This window comes from Akkermansia muciniphila, from assembly GCF_040616545.1.
Classification (GTDB): domain Bacteria; phylum Verrucomicrobiota; class Verrucomicrobiia; order Verrucomicrobiales; family Akkermansiaceae; genus Akkermansia; species Akkermansia muciniphila_E.
Map to the genome: position 1 here is coordinate 741,133 of NZ_CP156688.1, position 20,424 is coordinate 761,556.

At 58.9% G+C, this 20,424-nt stretch carries 19 protein-coding genes; 6 read left to right on the plus strand and 13 right to left on the minus strand.

What is annotated here, in order from left to right:
- Nucleotides 1–50: 50 nt before the first annotated feature.
- Together ABGM91_RS03045 and ABGM91_RS03050 are read left to right on the plus strand one after the other, a co-directional pair.
- Nucleotides 51–1,646, plus strand: coding sequence for an Rne/Rng family ribonuclease (locus tag ABGM91_RS03045; RefSeq protein ID WP_180972294.1), 1,596 nt, complete (start codon nt 51–53; stop codon nt 1,644–1,646).
- Nucleotides 1,647–1,713: 67 nt separating this feature from the next.
- Nucleotides 1,714–2,835, plus strand: coding sequence for an Lrp/AsnC family transcriptional regulator (locus ABGM91_RS03050; protein WP_354833571.1), 1,122 nt, complete (start codon nt 1,714–1,716; stop codon nt 2,833–2,835).
- Nucleotides 2,836–3,432: 597 nt separating this feature from the next.
- Here ABGM91_RS03050 and ABGM91_RS03055 read toward each other — a convergent pair.
- The 7 genes from ABGM91_RS03055 to ABGM91_RS03085 form a co-directional block, all read right to left on the minus strand.
- Complete coding sequence (locus ABGM91_RS03055) at nt 3,433–4,488, minus strand: hypothetical protein (protein WP_354833573.1); 1,056 nt, start codon at nt 4,486–4,488, stop codon at nt 3,433–3,435.
- Nucleotides 4,489–4,514: 26 nt separating this feature from the next.
- The gene (locus tag ABGM91_RS03060; RefSeq protein ID WP_290566385.1) at nt 4,515–7,748 is read right to left on the minus strand and encodes a tetratricopeptide repeat protein; all 3,234 of its coding nucleotides are present in this window, start codon (nt 7,746–7,748) and stop codon (nt 4,515–4,517) included.
- A gap of 558 nt (nt 7,749–8,306) precedes the next feature.
- On the minus strand, nt 8,307–8,765 hold the full coding sequence (locus ABGM91_RS03065; RefSeq protein ID WP_354833575.1) for a biopolymer transporter ExbD: 459 nt from the start codon (nt 8,763–8,765) through the stop codon (nt 8,307–8,309).
- A gap of 12 nt (nt 8,766–8,777) precedes the next feature.
- Nucleotides 8,778–9,281, minus strand: a complete 504-nt coding sequence (locus tag ABGM91_RS03070; RefSeq protein WP_354833577.1) for a biopolymer transporter ExbD — start codon at nt 9,279–9,281, stop codon at nt 8,778–8,780.
- 78 nt (nt 9,282–9,359) lie between these two features.
- On the minus strand, nt 9,360–10,097 hold the full coding sequence (locus ABGM91_RS03075; RefSeq protein ID WP_354833579.1) for a MotA/TolQ/ExbB proton channel family protein: 738 nt from the start codon (nt 10,095–10,097) through the stop codon (nt 9,360–9,362).
- Between the two features lie 147 nt (nt 10,098–10,244).
- Nucleotides 10,245–10,883 (minus strand): endonuclease III, encoded by a 639-nt coding sequence (gene nth / locus ABGM91_RS03080; RefSeq protein ID WP_354833581.1) that lies wholly within the window; start codon nt 10,881–10,883, stop codon nt 10,245–10,247.
- 97 nt (nt 10,884–10,980) lie between these two features.
- Nucleotides 10,981–11,565, minus strand: coding sequence for a 3D domain-containing protein (locus tag ABGM91_RS03085; RefSeq protein WP_354833583.1), 585 nt, complete (start codon nt 11,563–11,565; stop codon nt 10,981–10,983).
- Between the two features lie 400 nt (nt 11,566–11,965).
- Here ABGM91_RS03085 and ABGM91_RS03090 point away from each other — a divergent pair, with 400 nt between their 5' ends.
- The 4 genes from ABGM91_RS03090 (at nt 11,966) to ABGM91_RS03105 (ending at nt 16,927) form a co-directional block, all read left to right on the plus strand.
- The gene (locus ABGM91_RS03090) at nt 11,966–12,238 is read left to right on the plus strand and encodes a hypothetical protein (RefSeq protein WP_354833585.1); all 273 of its coding nucleotides are present in this window, start codon (nt 11,966–11,968) and stop codon (nt 12,236–12,238) included.
- 400 nt (nt 12,239–12,638) lie between these two features.
- Nucleotides 12,639–13,613 carry a uracil-DNA glycosylase gene (locus tag ABGM91_RS03095; protein WP_354833587.1) on the plus strand — a complete coding sequence of 325 codons (975 nt, stop codon included), beginning with the start codon at nt 12,639–12,641 and terminating at the stop codon, nt 13,611–13,613.
- A gap of 3 nt (nt 13,614–13,616) precedes the next feature.
- Entirely contained in the window at nt 13,617–14,402 is a 786-nt protein-coding gene (locus ABGM91_RS03100; protein ID WP_354833588.1) for a hypothetical protein, read from the plus strand.
- A 146-nt stretch (nt 14,403–14,548) separates the two neighbouring features.
- Entirely contained in the window at nt 14,549–16,927 is a 2,379-nt protein-coding gene (locus ABGM91_RS03105) for a heavy metal translocating P-type ATPase (protein ID WP_354833590.1), read from the plus strand.
- Here the strand turns inward: ABGM91_RS03105 and ABGM91_RS03110 are convergent.
- From ABGM91_RS03110 to ABGM91_RS03135, 6 genes are all read right to left on the minus strand, one after another.
- Nucleotides 16,922–17,347 carry a YraN family protein gene (locus ABGM91_RS03110; RefSeq protein WP_354833592.1) on the minus strand — a complete coding sequence of 142 codons (426 nt, stop codon included), beginning with the start codon at nt 17,345–17,347 and terminating at the stop codon, nt 16,922–16,924. The genes ABGM91_RS03105 and ABGM91_RS03110 overlap by 6 nt on opposite strands.
- Complete coding sequence (locus ABGM91_RS03115) at nt 17,307–17,945, minus strand: ribonuclease HII (RefSeq protein ID WP_290566478.1); 639 nt, start codon at nt 17,943–17,945, stop codon at nt 17,307–17,309. The genes ABGM91_RS03110 and ABGM91_RS03115 overlap by 41 nt, the downstream gene beginning before the upstream one ends.
- A 4-nt stretch (nt 17,946–17,949) precedes the next feature.
- On the minus strand, nt 17,950–19,359 hold the full coding sequence (locus tag ABGM91_RS03120) for a hemolysin family protein (RefSeq protein WP_354833595.1): 1,410 nt from the start codon (nt 19,357–19,359) through the stop codon (nt 17,950–17,952).
- Nucleotides 19,360–19,409: 50 nt separating this feature from the next.
- On the minus strand, nt 19,410–19,670 hold the full coding sequence (locus ABGM91_RS03125; RefSeq protein ID WP_102725458.1) for a zinc ribbon domain-containing protein: 261 nt from the start codon (nt 19,668–19,670) through the stop codon (nt 19,410–19,412).
- Between the two features lie 70 nt (nt 19,671–19,740).
- Nucleotides 19,741–20,010, minus strand: a complete 270-nt coding sequence (rpsN, locus tag ABGM91_RS03130) for a 30S ribosomal protein S14 (protein ID WP_102712261.1) — start codon at nt 20,008–20,010, stop codon at nt 19,741–19,743.
- A 38-nt stretch (nt 20,011–20,048) separates the two neighbouring features.
- Entirely contained in the window at nt 20,049–20,183 is a 135-nt protein-coding gene (locus ABGM91_RS03135) for a hypothetical protein (RefSeq protein ID WP_354833598.1), read from the minus strand.
- Between the last annotated feature and the right edge of the window lie 241 nt (nt 20,184–20,424).

Genomic DNA, 20,424 nt, shown 5'->3' on the forward strand with positions numbered 1-20,424 from the left:
ATTGCGGGCAATAGCACACCCTAGCTTACTCACACCCCGTGTTTACAAAAATGCTTAAAAAAATTAAAAGAGCCTTCGGCTTCGGATCCTGTGATCCCATGGAAGGCTCCACCATCATCATCAATGCCGAGAAACTTGAACGCCGCGTAGCCCTTCTGGAAAACGGCGTACTGGAAGAATACACCATCGAGCGCGAAGGCGAAGACAACATCGTAGGCGGCATCTTCAAGGGCCGCGTCAAAAACATCGAGCCGGGCCTGAAGGCCATGTTCGTGGACATCGGCCAGGAAAAGAACGCCTTCCTCCACTTCTGGGACGCCCTGCCCGCCGCGCTGGATTCCAGCCTGGAAGAAATCGAACGCGAAGGGCGCCCGAAGAAGCAGCAGCGCAAAATCACGTCCAAGGACATTCCGGACATCTACCCCATCGGCTCCGAAATCATGGTGCAGGTCACCAAGGGTCCCATCGGCACCAAGGGCCCCCGCGTCACCACGAACGTCTCCCTGGCGGGCCGCTACCTGGTCCTGATGCCCTTCACGGACCAGTTCGGCATTTCCCGCAAGATTGAAGACCCCAAGGAACGCCTGCGCCTGCGCCAAATCATGCAGAAGCTGAACGTGCCGGACGGCATGGGCATCATCATGCGCACGGTGGCCCAGGGCCAGCGCTACCGCCACTTTGTCCGCGACCTCGCCATGCTGCTGGAGCAATGGTACGGCGTGGAGGAAAAGAAGGAGGCCAATGCCGCCCCCGTCTGCGTGTACAAGGAACCGGACCTGATTGAACGCACGGCCCGGGACTTCCTGACGGACACCGTGGACAACATCATCTGCGACGACGCGGAAACCACGGAGCACATGCGCTCCATTGCGGGGAAAATCTCCCGCCGCGCCAAGCGCCATATCCAGCACTTCCCCGTGCGCACGCCCATCTTTGAAGAACTGGGGATTGAAAAGCAAATCAATGAAGCCTTCCAGCGGCAGGTGCTCCTGCCCTGCGGCGGCTACCTGGTGATTGACGAGACGGAAGCCCTGATCGCCATTGACGTGAACACCGGGCGCAACAAAGGCACCAAGGACCTGGACAAGACCATTCTGGACACCAACCTGGAAGCCGCGTATGAAATCGCCCGCCAGCTCCGCCTGCGCAACATCGGCGGCCTGGTGGTGGTGGACTTCATCGACATGCGCCACCGGAAGGACCAGCAGGCCGTGTACAAGGCCATGAAGGACCGCCTGAAGCGTGACAAGGCCAAGACCCAGGTGCTCCAGATCACCCCCATCGGCCTGATGGAAATGACCCGCCAGCGGCTCAATGAAAGCCTCCGGGAATCCGTCCATGATCCATGCCCGTACTGCGCAGGCCGCGGCCGCGTCAAATCCGTGATGACCATGAGCGTGGAAATCCAGCGCCAGATTTACGCCTGCATCCAGAAATACCGGGACACCATCGGGGACATGGTCATCGTCGTGAACTCGGAAGTGCTCTCCCGCTTCAAGAATGAAGACGCCAGCCTCCTCATGGAGCTGGAACGCCAGCACAGCGGCAGGCTGATCTTCCGCGGAGACCACAACCAGCACCGCGAATCCTTCGCCATTTACGACGCCCGGTACGACAACAAGGCCCTGTACCAGTCCGGGCAGTAAAACCAAAAAAACAACTCCGGCTTTCCGGGCCGGGCGACACCATCGCCCGGCCCTTTTTTAACCCGTCATGAACAGCATTCCCTCCTCTCCGAACGATCCCGTCAACACAGACATCCTGATGGTGGCGGAAGACCGCGTCAAGGGTTTCCGCCGCCTGCCCTTTCATGCTATTTCCGAACAATGCGGACATCCCGTCCCGGTGGTCATTGAGCGCCTGAAAGCCATGATGGAGGCCGGGGTGGTGCGCCGCGTGCGCCAGACGCTGCTGGCTACCAAGCTGGCGCAGGGAGCCCTGGTGGCCTGGTCCCTGCCGGAGGAGAACCTGGATGCTGCCTTTGACTGGATGAAGGAGCAGGACCCCTTCACGGGCCACGTGGTGCTCCGCAACACGGATGCCTCCAATCCCGGCTCCCATTACAGGCTCTGGACCACGGTCAAGGTGCCCGTGGGCTGCGGAACACTGGAGGAACACTGCGATATTCTCAAGCATCACATCGGCGCGGAGAACTACGTTCTGCTGCCCGCACGCGGCGTCTTTGCGCTGGGGGTGGGTCACATGCGCCGCAGGGGCCTTCAACCGGGGGACAAGACCCCGGACCCGGCCCCCATGCAGGAAACGAAAACCGTTTCCCTCTCTGGTCAGGAATGGAAGGTGCTCCTTTCCGTGAAAGAACAGCTCAGACCGGAGGAAATGGTGGAAGACCCCTGGTCCCTCCGGGCCGCCCAGGCTGGCCTGGAAACGGAGGAATACTGCCGCACGGCGGAAGAACTGGACCGGAAGCAGGTGATAGGCCGCTTTGCCACCTTCCTGGAACACGTACGGGCCAAAACGGATGACGGCCCCGTCACCAAATACAACGGGCTGTTCCACTGGACGGTTCCCGCCGGCATGGAAATCCGGGCGGGAGCGGAATGCGGCCGCCACATCTGCATGACCCACTGCTATTGGAGAACCGGCGGAGACATCTTCGGCGGCGCGCAGATCATGGGCGTGGTGCACGGCCTGGAAAAAAATGCCGTGCTTGAGCATAAGGCGGCCATTGACCGCCATCTGGAAGCCGTGGGCATTCCCGTGCTGCACACGGCGGTCTTCTGGGGAGAGCGTTCGGAAATCAAGCCCTCTGAAATCTCCCCGGACCTGTACAGGAAATGGATGGAGGACGTGAAAAGCGCTCCTGTCCTGGGGTAAGCCCTTCTTCCCCGCCGTTCCCCGTGGCCAACTTGTTGCACGAACGGGGTTCCCCTCCGTGCACCCGTTCCGGCATGGCAGCCCTCCCGGCCACCTGCGGAGCATGTTACCATGAAGGCACGCCACTTTATTCCACAGCCATAATGCCGTCCGCGGCCGCCCTGCGCCTGCCTGGCTTCTCCCTGTCTGTGCTACACCGCCGCGCCTCGGCTTGACGCCGCCCTCCAGACCATATACTACAGAAAAACCTCGCGCCCCTGTTCTCCAGCCAGCGGGTTTTACCTGCCACGCCGTCGGTCCATGCGGGATTCTTCATTCCCTCCTCCCAACTTGAAGGAGGGGAGGCCCAGGCCGCCATTGAAGCTTTAAACGGCCATGCCGTTTTTCCGTATTCCGGACCAGAACGGAACAAAGCACGGGCCTGCGTTTCCAGAAAAACATGCCTCAGCCCGTACGGCACGGCCTCCTTTCCGGAATTCCGAATGCTCCTTCATGAAGAAACGGCCGAAGAACGGCAAAAGGGCTGCCTCCCTTCACAGGAAGACAGCCCCTGGTAAATGATAGGCGGCTAGGGGGAAAACCTGCCGCGCCAGTTTATTACTGCTTTTTCTCCGGCTGGGCGGGAGCCTGCGCAGGAGCCTTAGCGGCATCCTGGGCCGCTGCGGGCGCAGAAGGATGCTTGTAGGAAACCGCAAAGCCGTCATACTTGGCCGGCAGCTTCCTGTCCGGAAGCATCAGTTCATGCAGACGGTACAACGCCGCCGCTTCCTTGACATGAGCGGGCCGCGCCTTCATCTGCATGTCCGGGATCACGGTTTCAGGATTATGCTTTCTGGCTTCCACGGCAGCCGCCACGGCGGAGTCTTCAAGGAACTTGGCCACGTCCGGCATGCGCAGGTAGGCATCCAGGGAACGGACCACGCAGGCGGAGGCCAGTTCTTCATCGGAACCATGCAGCAGCACCAGGGCTTCCGCAAAGTCATCCAGAGCCTTGTTCCAATCCTGGGCCACCATGGCGGCGGCGCCCAGGGCGTACTTCATCCGCGCCTGCTGAAGGCGGGTGGCGTTCTTCTTGGTCGCCAGGAAGGACGCAGCGCGGCTTTTCAGGCCGTTCCAGTCCTTGTCCGGGATGAGGGCCATGATTTTGGCTACCTCCAGATCATCCTGGGCGGAGGGAGACAGGTTGCCGGCCCTCACGGGGAACCTGGCCACCAGGGCTTTCACCCCGGCCCAGTCCATCATGCGCATGGCGGCTTCCAATTCATAAACGGCCGCCCGGGCGGACAGGCTGTCCTTGATGGAAAGGGTGGAGGCATATTTGTTAACCAGGGCGTGGAACTTGTTGCGCGCCTCCTGGTATTTCCGGTTTTCCATGGCCACCTTGGCGTCCACAAAGTCATCCGTTTCAAAAATGTACAGCGTCTTGAAGGCGCTGGCCATCTGCTGGAGAACTTCCTGGGACTCCCTGGTTTCCACAAACTGGACCGTAGGGCCATTGGAGGAAAGGATGAAAATATCCGTAGGGCGTCCATTCTTGATGCTCTGGGCGGATACCCGGGCGCGCAGGCGCTGGGCGTTCTGGACATTCTGCGCCATGGCCGGAACCAGGGTGGACAGGCCGGCCAGTACCATTATTACTGAAAGTGCTTTCATATTGTTGATTGCTAAACCTTTTGTTGTTACTTCTGGCCCTTGGCGCCGCGGATGGCGGCTTCATAGGCGGCGATGTCCGCCCGTTCCTGGCTGACGGCGGGATCGGAACCGAACTTGGCGGTCTTATCCTTCACCTCATTGACCAGGGCGCTGTCTTCCGCAGTCATCTTCTTGCGGTTGGCGGGAGTATCCAGCAACTGGACGTACTGGGTGCCGGCCTTCCAGGCAACATACCTGTCGGAGGGCTGCTTGCCCGCGCCCTGGGACATGTTGTTCCGTTTCCAGAGCGTATCCATCTGGGCCAGTACGGCGGGAGCGGACCACTTCACGAGGCCCTTGTATGTGCCCGTGATGTTCATGAAGTTGATCAGGGCCTTGTCCAGCTCATTCTGCTGAAGGTAGGCCTGGCCCTGGAGGAAGAGGACTTCCGGCAGGTTCTTCTTGTACGCCTTGTTCTCGCGGTACTTGTTCGCCGCGGCAATGACGGCGGGCCAGTCCTGGCGGGCGGAGGTGAACTTGACCAGGTTGTACTGGGCGTCTTCCATGGCCTTGCGGTCCGGGTTGGCGCTGGATTCCTCCTTGCTGAGTTCATCCTTCATCATCTTGATGGCGGTGTCCACCTTGGCGGTGTCCTTGCTCCGGCCCAGAGCCACGGCCTTGCCGAAGATCGCATTCTTGCGGTACTTGGACACGCCGTTGATGCGGGCCTTCTTGCGCACCGGATCCGGTTCCGAGGGGTCCAGGATTTCATCAAAGTAGGCGATGCTTTCTTCCGGCTGGGTCGTATTGGCCAGGTGCATGCCCAGCTTCACGAGCGTGTACGGAGGCAGGTCGGAGGGCTTGAAGTCACGCTTCAGCTCCACGAAGAGCTGCTTGACCAGGCCTTCCAGAGCGGCTTTTTCGGCACGCTGTTCATCCGTTTCCGTGGGGGCCTTTTCATAACGTTCCTGCGTCTGGGCAATGACGGCCATGCGGAGCATGGCGCTCAGCGTCTTGTCCTTGTCATTATCCACGCCGGGGAAGCGGTAGAAGTGGTTGCGCATGGCGTTGGCGTCCAGATTGCGGCCCAGGGCCTGATTGCCTGCCATGTACGTCTTGGTGTAGGAGTTGACGGCTTCTTCCAGCAGGACGGTCATTTTGGGATCATCCTTCTTGCCTTCCCGCACGATGACTTCCTGCATCTTGACGGATGCCGGATCAAACATTTCCTTGTCGTCCTTGAAGAAGTCCATGGCTGCGGCCGCCAGCTGGAGGCTGTAGCGGCTGCCGGGCTGGTCGCTGTTCTTCCAGTACTCGTCATACCATTTCTTGACTTCGTCGCGGCGCGCCGTTTTGGCAGCCTCCACGGCTTCCTTGGGCTCCACGGGAAGAGGCTTCTTGGTGGCATTGATAAGCAGGTTGTACACGGCTTCCGCGGCGGGGCGCTTGTCGCCCAGCTTCTTGGCGGATTCCAGCGCGGCCAGGAAATAGCCTTCCGCTTCCTGTTCATGCTCCTTGCTGCCGGCGTACAGGTTCGCCAGCAGGTTGTTGGCATACGGGAACAGGCGGTGGTCCTTGAAGTTGTCCACGATTTCCTTCGCATCCGCCGTGGCAAGCTCCTCGTCTCCGGGGTTCTTGCGGTTCAGGTAATTGAAGGCCCGGTCATACAGCACGGCCGCCATGTTGGCGTCATTCTTGTCCGGGAAACGGGCAATGTAATTGGTGAAGGCCTGGATGGCTTCATCCATGTTGCCCAGGTTCGTGTAGGTTTCACCCAGCAGGTACATGGCCGTTTTCAGGTAGGAGCTGTCCCGGTATTCCTTCACGAAGCGTTCCAGCACCGGCACCGCTTCCTTGTAGCGGGCGGCGTCGGCAGCGCCCAGGTTGAACAGGGAGGCGCCTTTGCAGTACAGGGCCAGTTCATAGAACTTGTGGGTGGGGTCGTCCTTGTGCAGCTCCATGACCTTGTCCGCCTGCTGGACGCAGAGATCAAATTTCTTGTCCTTCAGGAGGCCCTCCAGGGACAGCGTATTCAGCATGGGGGCATACTTGGAATTCGGGAATTCCTTCAGGTGCTGGGCCACCAGCTCGCCGCCCTTGTCCGCTTCTCCCAGCTGCCACGTGGTCATGGCCAGGTAGTACAGGTTGTCTTCCCTGCCCGGGGCGTCCGGGTAGGAATCATTGATGAGCTTGTAGGCGGCGCGGGCCACCCTCTGGGAGCCGTGGACCAGGGCCTGGTTGCCCATGAAGCTGAACGTGAAGGCGTCCATGACCTTGCCTTCCTCCTTCATCTTGTTGAACTGTTCGATCAGAGCGTTCACCTTCGTCCTGTCCAGCGTGTGGGAAAGGTCCGTCACGCCGGGCACCGCTCCGTTGGCGCGGCCAAGGCGGTCCAGGGAATGGTTGGCGTCCGCCATCACTCCGGCCTGGTCCGGCAGGAGCCCCATCAGCACCAGGGCCAGGGAGGCGTAATCTTCAGATTCCTTCTGCTTTCCTTCCTGAAGAAGAGCGCTGGATTTTCCGAGCACCTCCGCAATGTTGCTCACCAGCCGGGGAGCATACAGCGCCACGCGGGTGGGGCTGATGTTCATCACGGAAGGATGGGCTTCCACAAATTTCACCGTTTCCTGGCACTTGCCGGTCTTGATAGCGGCGTCCACCATCGCCAGAAAGGCGTTGGTAATCACGGCATCCGTAATGCGGCGCCCCTTGTAGCGGGAGTTGACGCAGGCGGTAAGGTTTTCCAGCCCCTTTTCAAAGGAGGGCGGATCCATCTTGAAATAACACTGGGCCAGCAGCCCCTGGACTTCACCGGCATTGACGTTCCTGGCGACAGGATCACTGCGGTACTCCTTCAGGAATTTTTCCAGCAGCTCTGCTCCCTTGGCAAAATCGCCAAGGCGGCAGTAGTTTTCCCCTTCACGGAACAGAGCCATTTTCACGAGCTGGTTCTTGGCGCTCGGGAACTTGGTGTAGCAGGCCTTGAACGCTTCCACAGCTTCCTTGTATTGCTTCAATTGGGCCAGGCAGACGCCCTTCTGGTAATAGAACCAGCCAAAGCCGTCATCAAGCCCCAGCGTTTTGATACGGGGCTCGTAAACGCGGATGCAGCGGTCCACGGCATCCAGGGCTTCCTGCCACTTGCCTTCCTTCATGGCGGTCAGGGCCGTGCGCTGGTAATCGCGCGGGCCATGCTGTGCACTGGACGGCATCACCGCCCCAATGCTCAACACGGAAACCAGGCCTGCAGCCAGTGCAGTAGTATAGTTTGATTTGATCATGTGTTTAAAATTCGTTGAAACAGAAGAGATAATAGATAGAAAAACACTTGTGCGAATGCACGGAATGCACCTATCTGTAATGGATTGCGTCATTCTAACAGGATGTGGCGAACTCTAAAGCAGAAAGTTCTGTCTTTTTAGTCATCCTTGCAAGAAAGTTCTACCCGCCTGCGTTTCCTTAGCGGAGGGTTGGATTTGGAACCAAAAAGGCCTTTTTACTTCCGGAAATCCTGCTCTTTCAAAAAAATCCGGCATTCCCGGCAGAAGCGGATTCCGGCCATCAACGGAACGACCGCCAGGCGCCCTTCCCCCTTCACCAGAGGATAAAAAAGGCCATTCCCGTTACCGTAAAAGAGAGCGCGGAAGAAGAGAAATAAAAGCGGAGGGCCCTGATGAAGAAGTCCTAAGGAGTAAAGAAACGGTTTCTCCGGTTTTCTGCGCCAGCCAATCATCTTTTCCCGGAATTCTTCCGTCCCTTGATTCAACAAAAAAAGCTTCCGGCGCCCAACAGGCGTCCGGAAGCTGAAAATCAATAACACGGGCCTATCCGCGAATGGCTTAGTCGTCCTTGAGGTCCGTCAGGGCCACTGTGGTAATCCCGGCTTCCGTCAAGGCGTTCATCACGTCAATGACGCGCTGGTGGGGAACGTCACCCTCCACCCACAACTGAACCACCGGCTTGGTGCCCACGGCGCTGGCTTCCTGCTTTTTGGCTTCCAGTTGCTGCACGAGCGTCGCCAGGTTGTGGTTGTTCATGTCGTTGTCGATCATGAGGCTGTTGTCCTTGCCCCAGTAAATGGTGCCGTCCTTGATAATCCGGATCAGGGCCGGTTCAATCTGGGAGGCATTTTCTCCCTGAGTCCGCCCCGGCATGGACATGTCCAGCTTGCGTTCCTGAATGAGGGAGGTCGCCACAATGAAGTAAATCAACAGAAGGAAGCACACGTCGATGAGGGAGGAAATATCCAGCTTGGGATCTTCATCCTCAACCATCTCCAATTTCTTATGTCTTGCCATGGTGCGTAATGGTTATTCAGCCTTGTTTGCAGAGGTGTTCTTGGAGGGCAGTACGGCAAAGATCACCTTGACCACACCGCATTCCGCAGCCACTCGGATCACTTCCCTGGACCCCTTGAACAGAGCCTTCTGGTCACCGCGCAGATAGAGGCGGGTCTCAAAATCCGGCTTGTCCTTAAAGCGTTCGGCAAGGTTTTTGATATATTCCTTCAGTTCATCCGGAGAGTTGAGCGGCGTACTGACGTCTGAAGCCCAGCGGACGCTTGGGTCTACGCCGGGAGGACGCTTTCCTTCCCCTTCCCCGTACACATTCACCACGATGCAGCCGTTGGCGGATTTCACTTCGCCGGAACTGCTGGCCGTAGGCATCTGAATGTTCTTATCCTTTTTAACGGTAATGGCCGTAGCGTTCACCACGAAGAAGATCAACAGGAGGAACACCATGTCGATCATGGGGGACATATCCATTTCCCCACTCTCTTCTTCGGCTGCTACATTGGCTTTTTTCTTACCCATAAGCTACATTTGGTTGGGATTCTCCGGTCCGGCTCCGCCTGGGCGGAAACTTCCGGACCGGACCATCTGCCCCGGCGATCAGGCCAGGCCTTCGGGGATGCGGGCAAGCTGGGCTTCGGCGTTCACCACGTTGATGGAGGTGTTCACCATTTCCTGCACGGTGCCGATGCACTCGGCGATCTGGGCGTTGGCAATGCCCTTCTGGAAGAAGAAGAACGGCGTGGCGATAATGGCGTTGATCAGGCCCCAGAAGGTCGTCAACAGAGCCACGGAGATGTCACCCGCAAGCTGGGTGGGGTCCGCCTGGCCGGCGCTGGACAGCGTGCCGAACGCGCCCACCATCCCCTGCACCGTGCCGAAGAGGCCGAGCATGGGAGAAATCTGCGCGCAAAGGGCAAGCATGTTGATCCATTTGAATACGGAACGGCTTTCATTGGCCGTGAAGTCCGCCACGGCGTCTTCAATGGCGTCCTTGCCAAGGTCTTCCGGACGGGTGGCGTCCACGTTCGGCAGGGCATACGCAACCAGGCGTCCCAGGTAGGTGGGGCTGCCGGCGGCCACTTCAATGGCGGAGCGGATACGGCATTCTGCCATCAGCTGCAGCAGGGTAACCTTAAGGTCTTCCGGACAGAATTTTTCCTTTTTCAGAGCAACCATGTTGTAGATCACCAGGAAAACGATGAATGCTTCCACGAGCATAATCGGAATCATGGTCCAACCACCGGCGATGATCCATTTGTCAAGCATGGTCTGTTCCTGAGGAGCAGCGGCTTCAGCAGCTTCCTGAGCAAAGGCGGATGTAGAAAACGCAGCCATCAGGACGGAAGCAAATGCGGCAAAACGGAAACCCAGTCTAAAAAGGTTCTTCATAATTTAAGTGATATGGTTGTTCGAAAAGATACTGGTGTATTAAAGCATGCAAATTCAGACTTGCAAGCATTGAATTCGGGCCCTGTCAAAAATTCAGGCCCCTGCGGAACCGTCTTCACGGGCCAGGCGGCTGCAGATCGGGCACTTCCCTCCGCATCCCCGCGCCGGACAGTATTCACGGCCGTACAAAACAATGCGGAGATGGAGTTCTCCCCACGTATTTTCAGGGAAAAGGCTTTTCAGGTCACGCTCCACGGCCTCCACCGTTTTGCCTTTGCTGAGCCCCCAGAGCCGGGAAAGGCGGAAAATATGGGTATCCACCGGGAAGGCGGGAATGCCGAAGGCCTGCACCATGACGACGGAGGCCGTCTTATGCCCCACGCCCGGGAGGGATTCCAGCGCCTGGAAGTCACACGGAACCTTTCCCTGGTATTTTTCCACCAGGATGCGGCTGAGGTTGACAATGGCGGAAGCCTTTCTTTCCGAGAGTCCGCAGGGCCGCACAATTTCCCGGACAGCTTCCACGTCCTGCCGGGCCATTTCTTCCGGGGTGGAAGCCAGGGCAAACAGGGCCGGCGTCACCAGGTTCACGCGCTTGTCCGTGCACTGGGCGGACAGCAGGACCGCCACCAGGAGGGTATAGGGGTCACGGTGCGTCAGCGGAATGGGAGGGTTCCCGTACAGGGACATGAGTTCCTCCCGGACAATGGAAGCACGTTTTTTCGTATCCATGCCGCCAGACTACCATTCAGCTCCATGGCGGAAAATAAAAAAAGCGCCGCCATTCCCATGAACGGCGGCGCTTCAGGCAAGGGGTTCAGGAAGACGGTCAGTCAGCCTTGGCGTAAAGGCCCTTGGACACGCGCTGCTGCAGGGCCGCATACATGGCGCGGCAGTGTCTGTAGCCGCGGCGGCTGCCGAGCACTTCCAGACTGTTGGCAGGGTCTCCCCAGCGGACGATGGTCAGTTCCACGTAGCGGCGTCCCCATTCCTTCATCAGCTTTTTATTGGGCTGGTAAATGTCAACGGTTCCGGTGCCTACGAGGGCGCTTCCATAATCGTCAACAACGTAGAGGTAGGGCTGGCCCTTGATGCGGAAGGTTGTTCCCAGAGGGTAAACGGACCAGTCCGCAGCGGCGCTGCGTACGGAAGAAGTGTATTTCAGCGTCGTACCAACGGCATTCCGGGGTCCGTAGGCCAGATGGTCGCGTTCGGAATGGGTGTAAGCCGTGGTGCGTACCACACGGGTGCGCTGGGCTGGATGATAAAACGGCATCTTGTGTTTGTCGCGCCCCAGCTTGGGGAGCTTGGAAGAAGGCACTGCCGAACGGCTCGGCGCCAGGGGTTGAACAAACCCCTTGGCTGTTTCACCTGCACGGGCCAAAACAAGGGCGTCACTACTGGATTTCTCCATGCCGGTTACAGCTCCGTTCGTCGAGCAACTGCTGACAAACATTGCCGCTACGGCACAGGACAGGGTGGCAATTATTCTTAAATTCATGCGGTATGATGTTAGGCGCCACACACACGGCAATCACTCCGGCAGAACCTTCAGGCCATGTGCGGAAGTCGGAAAAACGACAACGGCGGCTCTTGGTTACGAAATAATTTCTACCTTGGCAATCCTTTTTTTTCGCCCACCACCTCCCAAACAAGGAAAAGCCATTAATATAAATCACTAAAAATAAGTAATATACAAAACATGCCGCATTTTTGTCATATCATGACAAATAATATACTTCACGAAACATCTTTTCCTATCATATCACGACACACTTTTTTATTTTTAACACATCTCACTGATAATAAATGCAATGTGCACCAAAATCCGCCTCAATCCTTCAAAAGATTCCCTAAAAAAGTTCAATAGCCCAGTTACGAAGAAGCCGTCAGCGGCAGAAAACCCGCGTCTTCCGTTGAACGAATTTCCCTTTACCGTTCAGGGTTCCGGGGATTTTCAACCATCTTCCGCCGGCTGTTCCGCGCCCATTTTCAAATATCACGGCATGCAGGCGGAGAAAAGAGAACGGGAAATGAAATTTTTGCCCGGCGGAATACCGAAGCGCTCCCCGGGGCAAAAGCGTTAATGAAGCGCTGTGCATAAAAGAGAACACAGGCTGGCAAAGAGAGCGTTATGGAAAACGGAAACGCTTTGCGGCGGCCAAACCGCCAACCGGGGCGGAGAAATGGCCCCATAGGGAGGGCCGCCGGCCTCCGCGGTTACTGCATCAATACACGCCCAAAGGCTGCTTTCTTTTCATATTCGCTCGCTCACGCCCTGTTTCCTTCAACTGCCGCAAAGGCCTGCGTCGCTCCTGCCGGGGTAGGAAAGAGATTGGTATTTTACAGCATTTCCTCCTTTTTTACACTTATTCTTCTTCTCAGCGGCGCTTTCCATGTGATGCCACGCGCCCCTTTCCGGCAGGAGGGCGTACACCCAATGGGCTGTTGCATCCCTCCGGAAATAGATTACAATTCGGAACGAACATGTCCCCCGGCCTGCCCCAACACCTCACGCTGGATTATCTGCGCGCCCTGTTATCCCGGGGAGTGGAGAAAGCCGCCGTCACGGAAGAGGCCAGAACGGTATTGAGGAAATGGGTCATGGACGCCCGCAGAATTGCCCGGGGGGAAATCCCTCCCTGCCCTCCCTCCCTGCCCGGAACCGGAGAAACACCGCAACAGCCGGAAATGCAGGACCAGTCCCAGCCGGATTCCGTGGATGAAGTTTCCTTCGGCAATGAGCTCCGGGCCATTCTCAACGGGGTGCAGCCGGGCAAAACGGAGGAAGAAGCAGCCGTGCCCCGCCATGTTTCCTTTGACCTGGAAGGAGAAACCGAGGAAGAAAAGCTCGCCTCCCTCCGTGAACTGGTCGTTAACTGGCCCCCGCTCCGTAACATGGACTCCCTGCGGGACACGCCCGTTTTTTCCTCCGGCAGCCCCAGGGCTGACATCATGATGGTGACGGACGCTCCCGGCCTGTATGAAGAAAAGCAGGGCATTCCCCTGGCCGGTCCCTCCGGGGAGAAGCTGGACGCCATGCTGAAGGCCATGGGTCTTTCCCGTTCCGACATCTACCTGACCCATCTGGTCAAGTACCGCCCCGCCCTTCCCCGGCAGCTTACCAACAACCGGCCGCCCACGGACCGTGAGATAGAGGTCTCCCTCCCCATTCTGCGGGAAGAAATCCTGCTGGTGAGGCCCAAAGTAGTGGTAGCCCTGGGGGCCATCGCCGCCAGGGGCATCCTCCAATCCGGAGAAACGCCGCTTTCCGCCCTGAGGGGAACGTTCCACACGGCGTTCGATACGCCCGTGCGCGTCACCTATAATCCCAGCTACCTTCTCCGCACTGAAGATATTTCAGAAAAGCGAAAGGTCTGGGAGGACATGCTGTGCGTCATGGAACAGGCCGGCCTCCCCGTTTCCGAAAAGCAACGTTCCTATTTCCTGCCCAAAAAGTAACATATGGATTATTTAAACAGCATTCTGGAGCGCAAACGCGCCGATTTGAAAAAAATCCTTCCCCTGGAAGGGAAATTACGGGCCTCCGCCATTCAAAGGAACGATTATGCGGGATTCAGAACCGCCGTGGACCTTGGGGAAAACCGCCTCTCCGTCGTCCCGGAGATCGCCAGGGCCCATCCCGTCCTCAACATCCATGAAGAGAACCAAGACCTCCGCCACCAGTACGGCATGTTTATCCAGGGCGGGGCGCAGGGCATTTCCATCGCCGTGGACCCGGAGGTGTACGGCGGTTCCTGGGACATGGTCTCCACCGTTTCCAGAATCAGCGCCGTTCCCGTCATGGCGCGTGACGTGTTTATTCATCCGGCCATGATCTGCCAGGCCATCGTGGCCGGAGCGGACGCCGTGAACCTGGTTGCCGCGGCCCTGCCGGAAAAGGACCTGGAGTCCCTGTACCGCATGGCCGCAGGGCTGGGGCTGGACGTGATGATGGAGGTCCACACCCTGGAGGAGCTTGAAACCGTCATGGACCTGGAAGCGGAATTTGTCTGCATCAATAATGCGGACCCGCACACCCTCCGGGCCAATCCGGCCGTTACGGAAAAATTGATTGAAGAAATCCCCGCCTCCGTCACCGTGCTTGCGGCGGGGGGCATCCGTACCGTGGAGGACGCGCGCCGCATGCTGGACGCCGGAGCCAACGGCGTCATCCTCCAGGAGGAACTGGCCCGCATGGATATTCCCCAGGATTTCATGGAGGCCATCCTGGCGCTGCGGGCGGACTGATTTTCCATCCGCACTATATATAATATAGCGGAGCTATCCGCACCCTTTTGGAGAAATGAGGACTTGAAGCCGTTTCCCCGGTTTTCCCAATCATGGCTGTCCCGGAACGGCAACGGACCGTGAATTGTCTCACTCTCCATATGGACATGAGCAACAGCCCACGGGACCGTCATGGCGTTTCCCCGCATACAGACCCCGTCTGCGGAGGTGAAGTCCGGGAAGATACTCCCTGGAAAGCTGACTATCAGGGGAAAACCTATTTTTTCTGCAGCCGCGCCTGCCGGGACAAATTCACGCAGTCCCCGGAAGAAGTCCTCTCCCGCCCTCCGGGCGACGGACACGGCATGAAGATGGAGGGCATGGACATGCCCATGCACCATCACGGGGACACGGGCCATTCCTCCCTGCAGCCGGCGCCGGACACCCCCGGCGCCGTGTACACCTGCCCCATGCACCCTCAAATCCGGCAGAACCATCCCGGCGCCTGCCCCATCTGCGGAATGACGCTTGAGCCCCTGCTTCCCTCCGCCACCGTCCTGGACCACGCGGAGCTGGACGACTTCCGCAAGCGCTTTTATTTTTCCCTGCCTTTCGTCATCCTGATCTTCATTATTTCCATGGGCGGCCATCTTGCCGCATGGATGAGCCCCGGAGTCCAGAACTGGGTGGAACTGCTTCTGGCCGCTCCCGTGGTCCTGTGGGCCGGAGCGCCGCTCCTGGCCCGTGGCTGGGAGTCCGTTAAAACCCGCAATCCCAACATGTGGACGCTGATCGGGGCCGGAACCTCCATCGCCTTTCTATACAGCCTGGCGGCCACCATCGTGCCCGGCTGGTTCCCGTCCGTCTTTATCCATGACGGGCACGTGCCCGTCTATTATGAGGCGGCAGCCATCATCATTTCCCTCAGCCTGCTGGGGCAGGTTCTGGAACTGAAAGCCAGGTCCCGCACGGCGGAAGCCATCCGGGCCCTGATGAACCTGGCTCCTTCCACCGCCCATCTGGTCGTTCCCAACGGCATGGAGAGAGACATCCCGCTGAAGGACGTGCAGCCCGGCGACGTGCTGAGGGTGAAACCGGGAGAAAAGATTCCCGTGGACGGCGTCCTGAAGGAAGGGGGAAGCGATGTGGATGAATCCATGCTGACCGGGGAACCCATCCCCGTCTCCCATGTTCCCGGGGACAAGCTGATCGGCGCCACGCTGAACACCACGGGCACCTTCACCATGACGGCGCAGGAGGTGGGGAATGACACCGTCCTGGCACGCATCGTGAACCTGGTGGCCCAGGCCCAGAGGACCAAGGCCCCCATGCAAAGGCTGGCGGACAAGGTGGCAAGGTATTTCGTGCTTGCCGTGGCGCTCGTCGCCGTTCTGACGTTTTTCGCGTGGGGCTTCTGGGGCCCCCAGCCGGGCTGGACTCACGGGCTGGTGAATGCCGTCGCGGTCCTGATCGTGGCGTGCCCCTGCGCTCTCGGCCTTGCCACGCCCATGTCCATGATGGTGGCTTCCGGAAAGGCGGCCACCCTCGGCATCCTGTTCCGGGACGCCGCCTCCCTGGAAACCATGCACAAGGTGAATGTCCTGGTGATGGACAAGACCGGAACCCTTACGGAAGGGAAGCCCTCCCTGGTCAACATCACCACGGCAAACAACGTGAACATGGATACGCTGCTGGCCCGGTGCGCCTCCCTGGAACAGAGGAGCGAGCACCCCATCGCCCGCGCTTTCATCCGGAAAGCCAGGGAGGAGAAAATCCCCCTGTCACCCATTGAGGATTTCCAGTCCTTCCCGGGAGGAGGCGTGGCCGGGACCTTCCAGGGCAGCAAGGTATGTGTGGGCACGGCGGATATGATGGAGAAGCAGGGCGTGGACGTTTCCCCGCTGGCGCCATGGGTGGAGGAACAGCGGAGGCAGGGCCGCGTCACCGTCTTTGCCGCGGTGGACGGCCATGCGGCGGGAGCCTTTTCCCTGGCGGATAAAATCCGGACAAACACGCGCCAGGCTCTGGCGGACCTGGCCGCGCAGGGCATCCGCATCATCATCGCCTCCGGGGACGCCCCGGCAACGGTGGAAGCCGTGGCAAGGGACCTGGGCATTTCCGAATTCCACGGAGGAATGACCCCGGCGGACAAGCAGGCGCTCATTGCCTCCCTGAAAAACGGGAATAACGTGGTAGCCATGGCGGGGGACGGCGTTAATGACGCGCCCGCGCTGGCGGAAGCGGACGTAGGGATCGCCATGGGAACGGGATCAGACGTAGCCATGCAGAGCTGCGGCGTCACGCTGGTGAAGGGAAACCTGCTGGTAATCTCCAAGGCCTTCGCCCTCTCCGCCGCCACCGTGAAGAACATGAAATCCAACCTGGGCTTCGCCTTCGTTTACAATGCCCTGGGCATCCCCATTGCCGCCGGCATCCTGTATCCCTTCTGGGGCATCCTGCTTTCCCCCGTCATTGCGGCGGCAGCCATGTGCCTGAGCTCCGTCTCCGTCATCCTGAACGCCCTGCGCCTGCGGCGCTTTTCATGAAACGGGCAAATCCTTCTCCCCGAACGCTCCGCGGATGCGCCTGCATTCCGGCGGACGGTTCTCCCGGTACAGGATTTCCACAATATCATACCGGAAGGGAGCCGGTTCCGGAAGCTGGCGCAGCCATTCCGCAGCCCCCCGGCGTATCAGCGCCCTTTTCCGGGCATTCACGGCGCGCCTTGCGCCTCCATGCCCGTTACCCGTACGGGTTTTCACCTCCACAAAGACGAGGCAGTCTCCGTCACGGCACACCATGTCCAGTTCCCCGCCCCTGACGGGACGCCAGTTTCTCCTTAGCACGGAACAGCCCTCCGCACGCAGGAAGGAGGCCGCAGCCAGCTCCCCGTACCTTCCCAGCCATTCCGTAGTCCGCTCCTCCCTATTCAGGGAGGGACAGTTCCATTTGTGAAACCGGCGCAAACGAGCGGCGATGGAGCGGACAAGGCCCATGCCTGCGCAGGGCCTCCATGTGGGCTTTCGTGCCATATCCCTTGTGCTTTGCAAAACCGTACTGCGGGTAGGAGGCGTCCGCCTCCGTCATCATGCGGTCCCTCGTCACCTTGGCCAGAACGCTGGCGGCGGCAATGGACAAGCTCCGCCCGTCCCCCTTCACGATGGCGCGGTGCGGCACGGGCAATCCCTTGACGGGCAAGCCGTCCACCAGGCAGAAATCCGCACGCGGGGCCAGCCCCTCCACGGCGCGCGCCATGGCCAGATGGGTGGCCCTCAGAATATTGAGCCGGTCTATTTCCTCCACGGAAGCCACCCCCACGGAGCACACCGCCCGCCCGCACTCCAGCAGGGCCAGAAACAGGCGTTCCCTCTTTGCCGCGGTCAACTGCTTGGAATCATTCAGCCCCGCCAATTCTTCCGGCAGTTCAGGCAGGATAACGGCCCCCGCCACCACGGGCCCGGCCAATGGTCCGCGGCCCGCTTCATCCACCCCGGCCACATAAAGAAAACCGGAGGAACGCGCCTCCGCCTCAAAGCTCAGGTCCGGATGTGACTTTTCCGCCATGGGGTTATTCCTCCTCTTCCTCCGGAAGCCGGGTCAGCAGAATCTGCGTGATTCTTCTGCCGTCGGACCCTGTTACCACGGCCCGGTAACGGCCAATGACCAACTCCTCACCCTCTTCCGGAATGTAGCCCAGCCGGCTGATCACGTAACCGCCCAGCGTCGTGACGCCCGGACAGTCCAAATCCATTTCCGGCAGGTAGTCCGCCAGGTCAAACAGGGTAACGGCGCCGTTGACGGCATACGTGTCCTTGCCGGTCTTGACGAATTCGCGCATTTCCTCCTGGTCAAACTCGTCCTGAATGTCGTCCCCCACGATCTGTTCCAGCACATCGTCCAGGAACACCAGGCCGATGGAATCACCAAATTCATCCACTACCAGGGCAAAATGGGAATGTTCCTTCAGGAAAAAGGTCAGCAGGCTGTCCAGGGGCATCGTATCCGGCACCACGCGCAACTCGCGCCGCACGCTCATCAGGTCCGGATTATCCTGGCCCACCAGCTTGAGCAGGTCCTTCACATGCACCCATCCCTTCACCTCGTCCAGATGGTCCCCTTCCACCAGGGGAAAACGGGTGTGGCGGGATTTCCGGGCAAGCTCCCAGTTCTCCTCAAAGGGAGCCGTCAGATCCATCACGTCCACTTCGGAGCGTGGGGTCATCACGTCCTTGACGCACATATCGTTCAGCTCAAGGGCGTTCCTGGAAATCTCCGCTTCCTGCCTGGTCAGCTCCCGGGAGCGTTCGCTCTCCTGCACCAGGTACATCAGTTCATCCGTGCTGTGGACCGTGCAGGCGGTGGAGCGGGGATCAATGCCCAGCAGGTACTTCAGCACAAACCGGGCTATTCCCCCGGTCAGGCCCAGAATGCCCGTATACTTGAATACCGCGTAAAAGAAACGCAGCAGGGGGACCGTCGCCAGGGCGGCCTTGTCCGGATGGCGTACCGCCATCGCCTTGGGAATGAACTCCCCAAAAACCACCTGGCAGCAGGCAAAGAAAATAAACGTAACGGCCAGCGCCATGCCATAAACGGGAGCCGTGCCCTCCAGACCCAAGGAAAACAGGAAGGGGGCCGTCAGTTCAACCACGAAAAACGTGCCCAGAAATCCCAGCGCCAGAGAGGAGAGGGTAATGCCCACCTGGCAGGCCGCCAGATACAGGTCAACATGCTTGACCGTCTTCCGCGCCAGAGCCAGCTTCCTCCGGGTCCGCGCGGGAACGCCTTCCCCAGCCTGCAACTGGCTTCCCCGGACCTTCATCAGGGCGAACTCACTCGCCACAAAAAACGCATTCAGTAATAAAAAAAGGATCAGGCCGGCAACTGCCAGCGTCATCCCGCCCAGCGCCGGCACAGCGGCAGGCGCTTCAGCGGCCCCGAAGGCCGCAAGAATACTCAGAGGGTCCGGATCATTCATTCTGTTAGTAGTATACGGAAAAAGCGCCGGGATATTTCCCGGCTTTCGGGTTACAGTTTTTCATAAACGCCCTTGTCCCGGCGTTCCAGCACGGTAAATCCTGCCGCTTTGGCGTCTGAAACGGAGAGGGGCTTGGTGACCTCCGGCACATTGACCCGGCTGATCACCTTGCGTACCGGGTGCTTGCACACCAGGCACTTTTCAAGCGGCTCACGGTCCACGGGACGCCGCAATTCAAAACCGCGGCGGCACACCGGGCAGGACTGCGCGGGGTCGTCGGGGTGCTCGGAAATATACTCGTATATGGGCATAGTAAAACGCTAGGCTAAATAAAAATCAGCCTAGCGTCAAAATCTTTGTAAGGCTGCAACCTTTCCCGCCTTACCAGCTGGACTTGGTCACACCGGGGATCATGCCGGCGTTGGCCAGTTCGCGGAAGGAAATACGGGAAAGCTTGAAACGGCGGATAAATGCGCGGCGGCGGCCGGAAACAAGGCAGCGGTTGACCGTACGGGTCGGGCTTGCATTGCGGGGCAGCATGGTTAAACCGATATAATCCTTCTCAGCCTTCAATTGCTCCCGCAGTTCCGCGTAGCGCTTGACGGTGTCAGCCTTTTTCTTGTCTCTTGCGATCCAGCTCTTCTTAGCCATAAGTTCGGCGGAATAAGTAGAGGCCCGGCGATGAAAAATCAAGCGCTTTTTTTCAATTTCATCAAATTCAAGCCGTTTTCAATGTCATCCGGCCTTTTCAGCGGCTTCCGCACACCAGCTTGAACACCTGCTTCTTCCGCCAACAGGGGCGCAGAAAGAAGCAGGCGGGACATTATCGGAGGAAAAGGAGAAGGCCATTTATTTAACTCTTCCTAATCATTCCTTCTTCCGCCGGACGAGAACCACTCTGCCTGAAATACGCATCAAGCAGATGTTCCATTGACGGGAAAGCAGGCGCCCACCGGAAAGGATGAAAACATGAGGCGCACACTCTGGAGGATGGCGCGCATTCGGGCGGCTCTGAAAATACGGCTGGCGGCGCGCGAAAACGCTATCGGCCCTCCATGGGGGATT